Origin of the sequence: Prauserella endophytica, from assembly GCF_005146945.1 — a bacterium.
GTDB lineage: Bacteria > Actinomycetota > Actinomycetes > Mycobacteriales > Pseudonocardiaceae > Prauserella_A > Prauserella_A endophytica.
This window is the reverse complement of sequence record NZ_SWMS01000041.1, coordinates 24857-37655: the sequence shown is the minus strand read 5'-3', so window position 1 is coordinate 37655 and position 12799 is coordinate 24857. Positions and strand designations below refer to the sequence as shown.

Here is a 12799-nt window from a genome sequence, read left to right as displayed (position 1 = left end):
GTTCGGAAGGGATAACCGCTGAAGGCATCTAAGCGGGAAGCCTGTTCCTAGATGAGGTCTCCCACCCCTTTGTGGGTTAAGGCTCCCAGTAGACCACTGGGTTGATAGGCCAGACATGGACGCACGGTAACGTGTTTTTGAGTGGACTGGTACTAATCGGCCGAGGACTTGCCCACAAAGCTGCTACGCACTCACTCTACGATTCTGAAACACCACACGCCCTGATAAGTGAAGAGAGTGTGGTTGTTTCACCAGTGTTTCGGTGGTTATAGCGGTGGGGTCACGCCCGGTCCCATTCCGAACCCGGAAGCTAAGCCCACCAGCGCCGATGGTACTGCACCCGTGGGGGTGTGGGAGAGTAGGACACCGCCGAACTCAACTTATGGAGGCCCGTTAGGGTTGGTCTGCTGGCCACCCTAACGGGCCTTCAGCATGTCTACGTTCATAGTGCAGTAGCAGTTCAGTAGGAGGACAAGTGTCCGAGTTCGGTCGACGCGGCTCACGGGACGACGGCGAGTCCGCTCGACCGCAGCGCCGGAATGAGGGCAACCGGGGTTCGTACCGCAACGACCGAGAAGGACGCCCGAACCGTGGCGGAGGCCGGTACGAGGATCGGCGCGGAGGTTCCAGGGGAGGGGATTTCCGGCGCGACGACCGCCCCCGCGGGGACCGCGACGACCGGCCCAACCGAGACGACCGGCCCCGGGGCAAGGGCTCGTTCCGCGGGGACCGCCCGTACCGGGATCGCGACGACCGCGGCCGCGGCGAGCGGCCCTACCGCGATCGGAACGACCGCCCCTATCGCGACCGGGATGACCGGCCCCGCCGGGACGATCGTCCTCGCGGCGGTGACCGGCCCTTCCGCGACCGCGACGATCGCGGGCGTGGCGGTGACCGGCCCTTCCGCGACCGCGACGATCGCGGGCGTGGCGGCGACCGGCCCTTCCGCGACCGCGACGATCGCGGGCGTGGCGGTGACCGGCCCTACCGGGGCCGCGACGATCGCGGGCGTGGCGGTGACCGGCCCTACCGGGGCCGGGACGACCGGCCCCGCGGCGGCGACCGGCCTTTCCGTGAGCGGGATGACCGGCCGCGCCGGGACCGGGATGACCGTCCTCGTGGTGGCGACCGGCCCTTCCGCGACCGGGATGATCGTCCTCGTGGCAAGAACGACCGGCCCTACCGCGACGACCGGTCGGCGCGAACGGAGCGTCCGCGCCGCGATGACCGGCCACGGCGGGACGACCGGCCCGTCGCCGCGCCTGCTGCGCGCGTGGAGCCCAGTGACGAGGCCGTGGCGCGCGAACTGCTCGAGGCTCCCGAGCTGCCCGAGGGCATCGACTACGCCGACCTCGACCCCGAGGCTCGCCGGGAGCTGCGCTCGTTGCCCAAGGAGCTCGCCGAGCGGATCGGCAGGCATCTCGTGGCGGCCGGGACGCTCATCGACGAGGACCCCGAGGTCGCGCTCGCGCACGCGAAGTACGCCAAGTCGAAGGTCTCCCGGATCCCCGTGGTGCGGGAGGCCGTCGGGCTCGCCGCCTACCACGCCGGCAAGTGGTCGGAAGCGCTGTCGGAGCTGCGCGCCGTGCGGCGGATGACGCGCACCGACGCCCACGTCGCCGTGATCGCCGATGCTGAGCGCGCCATGGGGCGTCCCGAACGGGCGCTCGACATCGCCAAGGAAACCGACACCGCGAGCCTGCCGAAGGACGTCGCCATCGAGCTGAAGATCGTCGCGGCCGGTGCCCGGCGCGACCTCGGTCAGCTCGACGCGGCCGTCGTGGCGCTCCAGGGCGACGATCTCGACCCGAAGCAGAGGCAGCCGTGGAGCGCGCGCCTCTTCTACGCCTACGCGGACAACCTCGCTGCGGCCGGCCGCGCCGAGGAGGCCGTTCGCTGGTTCCTCCACGCCGCCGACGCCGACTCCGAGGAGGAGACCGACGCGGCCGAGCGAGCGGCGGAGCTGGCCGGTGACTGACGGCGCCCTGCTCGACCGCCACGACGCCGTCCTGCTCGACCTCGACGGCACCGTCTATCACGGTGTCCGGCCGATCCCGCACGCCGCCGACGCGATCGGCCGGGCCCGTGACCGGGGAACACCGGTCCGGTTCGTCACGAACAACGCCTCCAAGGCGCCCGAGGCGGTGGCCGAGCACCTGCGGTCGCTCGGCGTGCCGGCCGATCCCGCCGAGGTCCTCACGAGCGCGCAGGCCGCGGCGCGGATCCTCCGTGAGCGCCTGCCCGAGGGCGCGGCCGTGCTCGTGGTGGGCGCCGGTTCGCTCGCGGCCGAGGTCGACGGCGGAGGGCTGCGCTCGGTCCGCAAAGCCGACGCCGGCGTAGCCGCCGTGGTGCAGGGCCACTCACCGAAGACCGGCTGGGCCGACCTCGCCGAGGCCTGCGTCGCCATCCGCGAGGGCGCCCTGTGGGTCGCCTGCAACGCCGACGCCACCCTGCCCACGGAACGCGGGCTGCTGCCCGGCAACGGCGCCATGGTCGCCGCGCTGAAGGCGGCGACGGACCGCGAGCCGATCGTCGCGGGCAAGCCCCAGCCGCCGCTGTTCCGCACGGCCGCCGAATCGGCGGACGCGACCAGCCCGCTGGTGGTCGGCGACCGGCTCGACACCGACATCGCGGGCGCCGTGGCCGCGGGCGTCGACTCGCTCGTGGTGCTCACCGGGGTCGCCACCCCGGCGAGCGTGCTCGCCGCGATCCCCGCAGAGCGGCCGCGTTACCTGGCCGCCGACCTCACGGGACTCGACGGCAAGGCCGACGAGCTGGAGATCGGCCCCCGGCCCGGCTGGCGCGTCGAGGCCCGCCACGGCGAGCTGGTGGTCGCGAGCGACGGCGGCCAGGACGGCCTCGACCTGCTGCGGGCGCTGTGCGACGCTGCGTGGCGCCATGGCGTGACCACCGTGCGTGCCGCCGATGGCCAGGCCGCCACCGCGCTGGGAGACCTCGCACTGGGCTGAACTGCTCCGTACGCCTCCGCCGTCGCGCCGCCGGATCGGATAGCGTTGAGGCGTGCAGGAACACACGAACCCCGTACCGCGCCCGGTCCCGGGGCCGCCGCCCGGCATGGGACCGGCGCCGCAGGAGACCGACCCCAGGGCCGGCATCGAGGAGGCCATCGCCGGGCTCGACGAACTCGACGACCTGCCCCCGGCCGAGCACGTCGAACGCTTCGACGCGGTGCACACGGAGCTGGCCGTGGCGCTGTCCAGCATCGACAAGGTCTAGCGGTGCCTCGCAGGGCCCGCCTGGACGCCGAGCTCGTCCGCCGAGGGCTCGCCCGGTCCAGGGAACACGCCAGCTCCCTCATCGGTGAGGGCAAGGTGACCGTTCGCGGCATGATCGCCCGCAAGCCGGCCACCGGCGTCGAGGCCGACGCCGCGATCGTCGTGCGCACCGCCGACGACCCCGGCTGGGCCTCCCGCGGCGCCCACAAGCTGCTCGGCGCGCTCGGCAGGTTCGAGCCCGCGGGGCTGACCGTCGCCGGCAAGCGCTGTCTCGACGCGGGAGCCTCCACCGGCGGGTTCACCGACGTGCTGCTGCGCAGGGGCGCGCGCACGGTGGTCGCCGCCGACGTGGGGCGTGGCCTGCTCGACTGGCGGCTGCAGACCGATGACCGCGTGGTCGTGCTGGACAAGACCAACGTCCGCAACCTCACGCCGGAGCAGATCGGCGGCCGCGTCGACGTCGTGGTCGCCGACCTCTCGTTCATCTCGCTCAAGCTCGTGCTTCCCGCGCTCGCGGCCTGTGCGGGCGAGGGCGCCGACCTGCTGCCCATGGTCAAACCGCAGTTCGAGGTCGGCAAGGAACGCCTCGGCAGCGGCGGGGTCGTCCGAGACCCCGAGCTGAGGGCCGAGGCCGTGCTGGGTGTGCTCACCGAGGCGGAGCGCCTCGGCCTGAGTGCGCGCGGCGTGGTCGCGAGCCCGCTGCCCGGCCCGTCCGGCAACGTGGAGTACTTCGCGTGGCTGCGGCGAGCCGACCCCGGGGAGGACGCTGGAGACCCCGGCGAACTGGTCCGCACCGCCGTCCGGGAAGGCCCGTCGTGACCGAAGCGTGCGAAACGCGCGAAGTGCTCCTGGTCGTGCACCCCGACCGGGAGGCGACGAGAAGCGCCGCCAGGGCGGTCGCCGTCCGGCTCGCCGAGGCCGGAATGTGGCTGCGGGTGATCGACGAGGAGGTGCTGCGGCTCGTCGAACCCGAGGACCACGACATGCCGTGCACCGTCGTGGCTCCCGAGGACAACCCGGCCAAGGGCGTCGAGCTGGTACTCGTGCTGGGCGGCGACGGAACCCTGCTGCGGGCCGCCGAGCTCGCCAGGCCGGCCGGGGTGCCCGTGCTCGGGGTGAACCTGGGCCGGGTCGGCTTCCTCACCGAGGCCGAGTCCGACGCGGTCGCCGCCACCGTCGACCGCGTCGTCACGGGCCGGTACCGCATCGAGGAGCGCATGACGATCGACGTCACCGTGACCCTCGGCGGGAAGGTCGTCGCCGAGACGTGGGCGCTCAACGAGGCCAGCGTGGAGAAGGCCTCGCGCGAACGCGTCCTCGACGCGCTCATCGAGGTCGACGGCAGGCCCGTGTCGTCGTTCGGCTGTGACGGCGTGCTGTGCTCCACCCCGACCGGCTCCACCGCGTACGCGTTCTCCGCGGGCGGCCCGGTGGTGTGGCCGGACGTCGAGGCCCTGCTGGTGGTGCCGAGCAACGCGCACGCGATGTTCTCCCGGCCGCTCGTGGTCTCGCGGTCGTCGGTGATCACCGTGCAGGTCGACCCCGACGGCTCCCCCGCGGTGCTGACCTGCGACGGGCTGCGGCACGTCGAGCTGGAGCCGGGTGCGCGCGTGCAGGTGGTGGCGGGATCGGTGCCGGTCCGGCTGGTGCACCTGTGGGACGGCCCGTTCACCGACCGGCTCGTGCACAAGTTCGCGCTGCCGGTCAAGAGCTGGCGCGAGCGGCACGACCGCAGGGGCAGCCGCGGCTCCGACCCTTCCTGACCGAGTCACCCGGATGTCGGTGGTGGCCGCTACGGTGGTGGCGTGCTGGCCGAGATGCGTATCCAGGGCCTCGGAGTCATCGAGGACGCCCTGCTCGAACTGCACCCGGGATTCACCGTGGTCACCGGGGAGACCGGCGCGGGCAAGACCATGGTCGTCACCGGGCTCCACCTGCTCTCGGGTGGTCGCGCGGAGGCGTCCAAGGTCCGGACCGGCACCGGGAAGGCCACCGTCGAGGGCCGTTTCGAGAACGTGACCGCGGAGCAGGCGACGAAGATCGTCACGGACGCGGGGGCCGACGTCGACGAGGACGGCAGTGTCATCGCACTGCGGTCGGTGAGCGCCGACGGGCGCTCCCGCGCGCACCTTGGCGGGCGGTCCGTGCCGGTCGGCGTGCTCGCCGACCTCTCCGAACAGCTGCTCGCCGTGCACGGGCAGAACGACCAGCTGCGGTTGCTGCGCCCCGCCGAGCAGCGCGCCGTGATCGACCGCTTCGCGGGCGACTCGGTCGCCGCCCCGCTCGGGAAGTACCGGCGCGTGCGGGACGAATGGATCGCCGTCGCCACGGAGCTGAGGGAACGCTCCAGCCGCTCGCGCGAACTGGCCCAGCAGGCCGACATGCTCCGGCACGGGCTCACCGAGATCGAGGCCGTCGACCCCGCGCCCGGCGAGGACGCCGAGCTCACCGAGCAGGTCAAGCGGCTCGCCGCGATCGACGAGCTTCGGGAGGCGGCGAGCGCGGCGAGCGTCGCGGTGTCCGGCTCCGCCGAGGGCGATCCCGACGTGCCAGGGGCGCTCGGATTGCTGGCCGAGGCCCGGCGCAGGCTCTCCGCGACGGAGGATGCCGCGCTGTCCGACCTCGAGCCCCGGCTCGCCGAGGCGTCCGTGCTGCTCGGCGACGTCGGCGCCGAGCTCACCGCCTATCTGGAGACGCTGGACGCCGATCCCGAACGGCTCGAACAGATCCTGGCCAGGCAGTCCGAGCTGAAGAAGCTGACCCGCAAGTACGCGGCCGACGTCGACGGCGTGCTGGCGTGGGCGGACGACGCCCGCGCCCGCCTGGAGACCATGGACACCTCCGACGAGGCGCTCGCGCAACTCGCCGCGCGCCGGGACGAGCTGGCCGTCGAGCTGGCCCGGCACGCCGAGGACGTGTCGGCCGCCCGCGACGCGGCCGCGCGGGAACTGGCCGGTGAGATCACCGCGGAGCTGGCCGGGCTCGCGATGGGGCAAGCGGAGATCGAGATCACCGTCAGTGCCAGGCAGGCCGAGACGGGTGACCCGCACGAGCTGAAGGTCGGCGGTCAGGTCGTGCACGCGGGCCCGGACGGCGTCGACGAGGTGGAGCTGCTGCTCAAGGCGCACAACGGCGCGCCGCCGCTGCCGGTGCACAAGGCCGCCTCCGGTGGGGAGCTGTCGCGGGTCATGCTCGCGATCGAGGTGGTGCTCGCCCACGCGGACACCGTCGGGACGCTCGTTTTCGACGAGGTGGACGCCGGTGTCGGCGGGCGGGCCGCCGTGGAGATCGGCAGGCGGCTCGCGAAGCTCGCGCGCAGTCACCAGGTACTCGTGGTCACCCACCTGCCCCAGGTCGCCGCGTTCGCCGACCGGCACCTGGTGGTCGACAAGGGCACCTCGGGCGGCGTCACGCGCAGCGGGGTCACCGTGCTCGCGCAGTCCGATCGCGTTGCGGAACTGGCGCGAATGCTCGCGGGCCTCGATGGCACCGAAACGGGTCGCGCACACGCCGAGGAACTACTCAACGCTGCCGAGAATTTCAAGAAGACACCCGAACCGGTGAAGGCATCGCGTTCGGCCAAGGGGGCCAAGAAGAAGGCGGGGAGCAGAAAGAACTCCTGATCGTCCGCTGTGGAGCACGACACAGTGCCCGGTAATTGACGGCTTCCGCCCGGTGTGTCGGCGGAGTTTTCGCGCGCCCGTTTGTCACTATCGCCTCATGAAACTCACCGGTCTGCTCGCACGAACCAAGGAGGCGCTGCCCGGCGTGAGTGGAGTCGCCCGGGTCGATCGGCGCACCCGGGATCTGCTGCGCAGGCTGGGACCCGGTGAGATCGCGGTGCTGGACCAGGTCGACCTCGACCGGGCCACCGCGGACGCGCTCGTGGAGGCAGGCGTCGCCGCCGTCGTCAACGCGGCACCGTCCATTTCGGGCAGGTTTCCCAACCTCGGGCCGGAAATACTTGTCGCGGAGGGCATCCCGCTGATCGACAATGTCGGCGGCGAGGTGCTCCGGCGCATCAAGGACGGCAGCCGCGTGCGGATCCACGAGGGCGTGGTCTACTCCGGCGAGCGCAGGGTCGCCTCGGGCACTGTGCAGACCAGCGAGAGCGTCGCCGACCAGATGATCGAGGCCAAGGCCGGCATGTCCACCCAGCTGGAGGCGTTCTCGGCCAACACCATCGAGTTCCTGCGCAGGGAACGCACGCTCATCCTCGACGGCGTCGGCGTCCCCGAGCTGCGCATCCCGTTGCGTGACCGGCACGTCGTGGTGATCGCCCCTGGCAACGGGCACGCCGAGGACCTGCGCGGGCTGAAGAAGTACATCGCCGAGCACCGGCCGGTGCTGATCGGCGTCGACTCGGCGGCCGACACGCTGCGCGCCCACGGGTACACGCCCGACGTGATCGTCGGCGACCCGAGCGGGATCGAGGCCGCCACGCTCAAGGCGGGCGGCGAGGTCGTGGTCCCCGCGCAGCCGGACGGGCACGCGCCCGGTGTCGAGCGCATCCAGGACCTCGGCATCGGCGCGGTGACGTTCCCCGCGTCGGGCAACGCCGAGGACCTCGCCCTCCTGTTGGCCGACACCCACGACGCGGACCTGGTGGTGACGGTCGGTTTCCAGGCCACGCTGCGGGAGTTCCTCGACCACGGCCGCTCCGGCTCGAACCCGTCAACGTTCCTCACCCGGCTCAAGCTCGGCACCAAGCTGGTGGACGGCAAGGCCGTCGCGACGCTGCACCGCAGCCGCGTGTCGGTCGGCGCCGTCGTGCTGCTCGTGCTCGCCGCGCTGGTGGTGGTGCTCGCCGCGCTGCTGGTATCCGACGTCGGCGACGTCTACCTCGACTGGGTTCGCGACACCTGGAATTCCTTCACTAGCTGGGTCAAGGGGCTCTTCACGTGATTTCTCTGCGGTACCACATCGTCTCGATCGCGGCGGCCTTTCTCGCGCTCGCGATCGGTGTCGTGCTCGGTTCGACCGCGCTGAACGGGTCGCTGCTGTCCGGGCTCAACGACGAGAAGGGTGACCTGGCCACGCAGGTCAGCGACCTGGAGGCCGAGCGCAACGCGCTCAACGCCCGGCTGGCCGACGCGGACGCGTTCGCGGGCTCCGTCGGCGGGAAGGTGGTGTCCGGCTCGCTCGACAAGCGCTCGGTGGTGCTCGTGACCACCGCTGACGCCCGGCCCGCCGACCGCGACGCGCTCAAGGACCTGGTGGGCAAGGCGGGCGCGTCGGTGACCGGCGAGGTGCAGCTCACCGACTCCTTCGCCGACCCGGCCAAGGCCGACCAGCTGCGCGAGGTCGTGACGCGGCTGCAGCCTGCCGGCGCGCAGTTCCCGACCGCGGGCGACCCCGGCACGCTGGCCGGTGCGCTGCTCGGCTCGGTGCTGCTGCTGGACAAGGACTCCGCCGAGCCCCAGTCGTCCGACGCGGAGCTGGCCGCCGCGCTGGCGGGGCTCACCGACGGCGGCTTCGTGAAGCCGAGCCAGAACGTGCGCCCTGCACAGCTCGCCGTCGTGCTCACCGGTGGCAAGGCCGCTGGCGACGGCGCCGGTGACCGGGCCGCCACGCTCGCGCGCTTCGCCGCCCAGCTCGACCGCTCCGGCGCGGGCACGGTGCTCACGGGCGACCCGTCCTCGGCGGAGGGCACCGGCGCTGTCGGCGTCGCCCGCGCCGACACGTCCATGACCTCGGTTCTGTCTACTGTGGACAACGTGAACACGGCGGCCGGTCGCGTGGCGACCATCCTGGCGCTGCGCGAGCAGCTCGAGGGCAACGCGGGCCGCTACGGTGTCGCAGGCAACGCGCAGGGCCCCGCTCCCGGCGTCAACCAGCAGGGGCAGTAGCCCTCACGCGGGGTTCAGCAGTCCGCCCCACGCCTCGACGAACCCGGGGAACGTCTTGCCGACGGTCGCCGGGTTCTCCACCTCGACGCCCGCGACGCGCAGGCCCAGCACGGCGCCCGCCATCACGAGCCGGTGGTCGTCGTAGGTGTGGAAGACGCCGCCGTGCAGCGGCGCCGGGCGGATGCGCAGGCCGTCCTCGGTCTCGGTGACGTCGCCGCCTAGCGCCGTCAGCTCCGTGGCGAGCGCGGCCAGCCGGTCCGTCTCGTGCCCGCGCAGGTGGGCGACGCCGGAGATGACCGACGGCCCGTCGGCGAAGCACAGCAGCGCCGCGATCACCGGGGTCAGCTCGCCGACCTCGTGGAGGTCCAGCGTCGCGCCCGGCAGCCTGCCCTGGCCCGTGACCGTCAGCCCGCCGTCGTCGAGCGTCACGTCGGCGCCCAGCTCGCGGACGAGGCTGCGCAGCCAGTCTCCGGGCTGGGTCGTCTCGGCGGGCCAGCCCGCGACCCGTACCGTGCCGCCCGTCACGAGCGGCGCCACCACGAACGGCGCCGCCGTCGACAGGTCCGGCTCCACTGTGTAGTCATCCAGTGACAGCGAGGTGGCGGGCACGTGGAACTCGTCGAGGTGCCGCTCCGGAGCCGCGCCGAAACGGCGCAGCATGTCCAGCGTCATCGCGATGTGCGGCTCGCTCGGCGGCTTGCCGATCAGCCGCACCGTGACCCCTGACTCGAACGCGGGGGCCGCGAGCAGCAGCGCGGACAGGAACTGGCTCGACGCGGAGGAGTCCAGCTCGACGGCACCGCCCGGCAGGCCGCCGCGCCCGCGCACGGTGAACGGCGGGGCACCCCTGCCCTCGTCGTCGAGGTCGGCTCCGAGTGCGCGCAGGGCCGTCAGCAGCGGCGAGAGGGGACGGCGGCGGATCGCGGGGTCACCGTCGAAGCGCACCGTGCGGGCCCCGAGCGCGGCCAGCGGCGGGGTGAAACGCGCCACCGTGCCCGCGTTGCCCAGGTCGATCGACACCTCGCCCTCGCCCGGCGTGAGCGGCTGCACCCGCACACCTTCCGGCGTGTGCTCCGAGGTGGCCCCCAGCCGGCTCAGCGCGGCGAGCATGAGCCGGGCGTCGCGCGAGTCGAGCGGCGCGCGCACCAGCGTGGGCCGGGTCGACAGGGCGGCGAGCACATAGGCGCGATTGGTGATCGACTTCGAACCCGGGACGCGGATCGTGGCGTCGACCTTGTCCTCGGCAACCGGCGCTGTCCAGGAGTTTCGCACGGGCACGCCACCACTGTGGCACAGCGCCCGCCACGCGGTGCGGGTGAGGCTTGCGGCGCGATCCCGGCGAGGTGCGATAAGGTGGAAGCCCGTGGGACTTCAGCCGCGGACAACCAAGTACGTATTCGTCACGGGAGGCGTCGCCTCCTCTCTGGGTAAGGGGCTCACGGCGTCCAGCCTGGGTCAGCTCCTCACCGCTCGTGGTCTCCGGGTCACGATGCAGAAGCTCGACCCCTACCTGAACGTCGACCCCGGGACGATGAACCCGTTCCAGCACGGCGAGGTCTTCGTCACCGAGGACGGCGCCGAGACCGACCTCGACATCGGTCACTACGAGCGGTTCCTCGACCGCGACCTGTCCGGTTCGGCGAACGTGACCACCGGCCAGGTGTACTCGACGGTGATCGCCAAGGAGCGCAGGGGCGAGTACCTCGGCGACACCGTGCAGGTGATCCCGCACATCACCGACGAGATCAAGACGCGCATCATGGCCGTCGCCGAGTCGGACGGCACCGGGCTGCGTCCCGACGTGGTGATCACGGAGGTCGGCGGCACGGTGGGCGACATCGAGTCGCTGCCGTTCCTCGAGGCCTGCCGTCAGGTCCGCCACGACGTCGGCAGGGACAACTGCTTCTTCCTGCACGTGTCGCTCGTGCCCTACCTCGCGCCGTCCGGCGAGCTGAAGACCAAGCCCACGCAGCACTCCGTCGCCGCCCTGCGCAACATCGGCATCCAGCCCGACGCGCTCGTCTGCCGCGCCGACCGTGACCTGTCCGAGGACCTCAAGCGCAAGATCGGCCTGATGTGCGATGTGGACACCGAGGCCGTGATCGCCTGCCCCGACGCCCGCTCGATCTACGACATCCCCAAGGTGCTGCACGGCGAGGCGCTCGACGCCTACGTGGTGCGGCGGCTCGGGCTGCCGTTCCGGGACGTCGACTGGACGGTGTGGGGTGACCTGCTCGACCGCGTGCACAACCCCACGGAGACCGTTCGGATCGCCCTCGTCGGCAAGTACATCGACCTGCCGGACGCCTACCTGTCGGTGACCGAGGCGCTGCGCGCGGGCGGGTTCGCCCACCGCGCCAAGGTGGAGATCGTCTGGGTGCCCTCCGACGAGGCGACCACCCCCGCCGGTGCCGCGGCCGCGCTGTCCGGTGTGGACGGTGTGCTGATCCCCGGCGGGTTCGGCGTGCGCGGCATCGAGGGCAAGATCGGCGCCATCCAGTACGCGCGCACGCGCAAGATCCCGGTGCTGGGTCTGTGCCTCGGGCTGCAGTGCATGGTGATCGAGACCGCGCGGCACCTCGCCGGCATCGCCGACGCCAACTCGGCGGAGTTCGACGAGACCACCGCCAACCCGGTGATCTCGACGATGGCCGACCAGAAGGACGTCGTGTCGGGCGACCGCGACATGGGCGGCACGATGCGCCTTGGCGCCTACCCGGCGAAGCTGCTGCCGGGCTCGCAGGTGGCCGAGGCCTACGGCACGCGCGAGGTCTCCGAACGGCACCGCCACCGCTACGAGGTCAACAACGCCTACCGCAAGCGGCTCTCCGACGCGGGCCTGGTGTTCTCCGGGCTCTCGCCCGACGACCGGCTCGTGGAGTTCGTGGAGCTGCCCAAGGAGGAGCACCCGTTCTTCGTCGGCACGCAGGCGCACCCCGAGCTCAAGAGCAGGCCGACCCGGCCCCACCCGCTGTTCGACGCGTTCGTGCGCGCGGTCGTGGAGTACCGCACCGCCGAGCGGCTTCCCGTGGAGCTGCCCGAGACCTCGTCCGTGGGCGCGCGATGAGCGAGCCCGGCTCGCACGAGTTCACCGTGGTGTCCTCTGAGGACATCCACATCGGACGCGTCGTGGGCCTGCGAATCGACGAGCTCGTGATGCCCGGTGGTGGCACGGCACGCAGGGAGGTCGTCGAGCACCTCGGGGCCGTCGCCGTGTGCGCGGTGGACGACGACGGCGCAGTGACGCTGGTCCACCAGTACCGGCACCCGCTACGCGACCGGCTGTGGGAGCTGCCAGCCGGCCTGCTCGACAAGGACGGCGAGGACCCGCTCGACACGGCGGCCCGCGAGCTCGTGGAGGAGGCCGGTCTCGCCGCGCGGCGCTGGGACACCCTCGTGGACGTGGCCGCATCGCCCGGCTTCACCGACGAGGTCGTGCGCGTTTACCTCGCGCGCGACCTCACCGCCGTGGAGCGCGAGGTGCACGGCGAGGAGGAGGCCGACCTGGTGATCACCACGGTCCCGCTCGCGCAAGCCGTGCGGATGGTGCTCGCGGGCGACATCGTCAACGGAGCGACGGTGGCGGGTGTGCTCGCGGCGCACGCGGTGCTCACCGGGGTGGAACAGGCGCGCCCGGCGCGGACGCCGTGGCGGGACCGCCCGACGTCGTTCGCGGCCCGGCTGCGTTAGGTCGTGTCTGACAATTCTCTGCCG

The 12799-nt window shown here is 72.4% G+C and carries 12 protein-coding genes and 2 rRNA genes; 12 read left to right on the top strand and 2 right to left on the bottom strand.

Features of this window, described 5'->3' with window-relative positions; genetic code table 11:
* Both FCN18_RS36215 and rrf read left to right on the top strand, forming a co-directional pair.
* A 23S ribosomal RNA gene (locus FCN18_RS36215) occupies positions 1-176 on the top strand; the annotation flags it as partial.
* An 82-nt stretch (positions 177-258) separates the two neighbouring features.
* A 5S ribosomal RNA gene (rrf, locus tag FCN18_RS36210) occupies positions 259-375 on the top strand.
* 124 nt (positions 376-499) lie between these two features.
* Here the strand turns inward: rrf and FCN18_RS39925 are convergent.
* Positions 500-1420, bottom strand: coding sequence for a hypothetical protein (locus FCN18_RS39925; RefSeq protein ID WP_206078074.1), 921 nt, complete (start codon positions 1418-1420; stop codon positions 500-502).
* On the opposite strand from FCN18_RS39925, the gene FCN18_RS39920 reads away from it, so the two are divergent.
* The 8 genes from FCN18_RS39920 (at position 1385) to FCN18_RS36170 (ending at position 9085) form a co-directional block, all read left to right on the top strand.
* Positions 1385-1978 carry a hypothetical protein gene (locus FCN18_RS39920; RefSeq protein WP_228714310.1) on the top strand — a complete coding sequence of 198 codons (594 nt, stop codon included), beginning with the start codon at positions 1385-1387 and terminating at the stop codon, positions 1976-1978. The genes FCN18_RS39925 and FCN18_RS39920 overlap by 36 nt on opposite strands.
* Positions 1971-2969, top strand: coding sequence for an HAD-IIA family hydrolase (locus tag FCN18_RS36200; protein ID WP_112274772.1), 999 nt, complete (start codon positions 1971-1973; stop codon positions 2967-2969). The genes FCN18_RS39920 and FCN18_RS36200 overlap by 8 nt, the downstream gene beginning before the upstream one ends.
* Positions 2970-3021: 52 nt before the next feature.
* Positions 3022-3237, top strand: a complete 216-nt coding sequence (locus FCN18_RS36195) for a hypothetical protein (RefSeq protein WP_112274770.1) — start codon at positions 3022-3024, stop codon at positions 3235-3237.
* A 2-nt stretch (positions 3238-3239) separates the two neighbouring features.
* The gene (locus FCN18_RS36190; RefSeq protein WP_112274769.1) at positions 3240-4055 is read left to right on the top strand and encodes a TlyA family RNA methyltransferase; all 816 of its coding nucleotides are present in this window, start codon (positions 3240-3242) and stop codon (positions 4053-4055) included.
* Complete coding sequence (locus tag FCN18_RS36185) at positions 4052-4999, top strand: NAD kinase (RefSeq protein WP_112274767.1); 948 nt, start codon at positions 4052-4054, stop codon at positions 4997-4999. The genes FCN18_RS36190 and FCN18_RS36185 overlap by 4 nt, the downstream gene beginning before the upstream one ends.
* 42 nt (positions 5000-5041) lie before the next feature.
* A complete protein-coding gene (gene recN, locus FCN18_RS36180) occupies positions 5042-6859 on the top strand; it encodes a DNA repair protein RecN (RefSeq protein ID WP_206078073.1) in 1818 nt (605 codons plus the stop codon).
* A gap of 97 nt (positions 6860-6956) precedes the next feature.
* Complete coding sequence (gene steA / locus FCN18_RS36175) at positions 6957-8141, top strand: putative cytokinetic ring protein SteA (protein ID WP_112274766.1); 1185 nt, start codon at positions 6957-6959, stop codon at positions 8139-8141.
* Entirely contained in the window at positions 8138-9085 is a 948-nt protein-coding gene (locus FCN18_RS36170; protein ID WP_112274765.1) for a copper transporter, read from the top strand. The genes steA and FCN18_RS36170 overlap by 4 nt, the downstream gene beginning before the upstream one ends.
* A gap of 3 nt (positions 9086-9088) precedes the next feature.
* On the opposite strand, the gene aroA is transcribed toward FCN18_RS36170, so the two are convergent.
* Positions 9089-10363, bottom strand: a complete 1275-nt coding sequence (gene aroA / locus FCN18_RS36165) for a 3-phosphoshikimate 1-carboxyvinyltransferase (RefSeq protein ID WP_137097294.1) — start codon at positions 10361-10363, stop codon at positions 9089-9091.
* 85 nt (positions 10364-10448) lie between these two features.
* On the opposite strand from aroA, the gene FCN18_RS36160 reads away from it, so the two are divergent.
* Together FCN18_RS36160 and FCN18_RS36155 are read left to right on the top strand one after the other, a co-directional pair.
* A complete protein-coding gene (locus FCN18_RS36160) occupies positions 10449-12152 on the top strand; it encodes a CTP synthase (protein ID WP_112274762.1) in 1704 nt (567 codons plus the stop codon).
* A complete protein-coding gene (locus FCN18_RS36155; RefSeq protein WP_112274760.1) occupies positions 12149-12775 on the top strand; it encodes an NUDIX domain-containing protein in 627 nt (208 codons plus the stop codon). Before FCN18_RS36160 ends, FCN18_RS36155 begins: the two co-directional genes overlap by 4 nt.
* The last annotated feature ends 24 nt before the right edge of the window (positions 12776-12799 follow it).

Excerpts from the sequence above, each read along its gene's own strand:
- steA (WP_112274766.1), top strand. The coding sequence starts at position 6,957 with ATGAAACTCACCGGTCTGCTCGCACGAACCAAGGAGGCGCTGCCCGGC.
- FCN18_RS39925 (WP_206078074.1), bottom strand. The coding sequence starts at position 1,420 with ATGCCTGCCGATCCGCTCGGCGAGCTCCTTGGGCAACGAGCGCAGCTC.
- FCN18_RS36155 (WP_112274760.1), top strand. The coding sequence starts at position 12,149 with ATGAGCGAGCCCGGCTCGCACGAGTTCACCGTGGTGTCCTCTGAGGAC.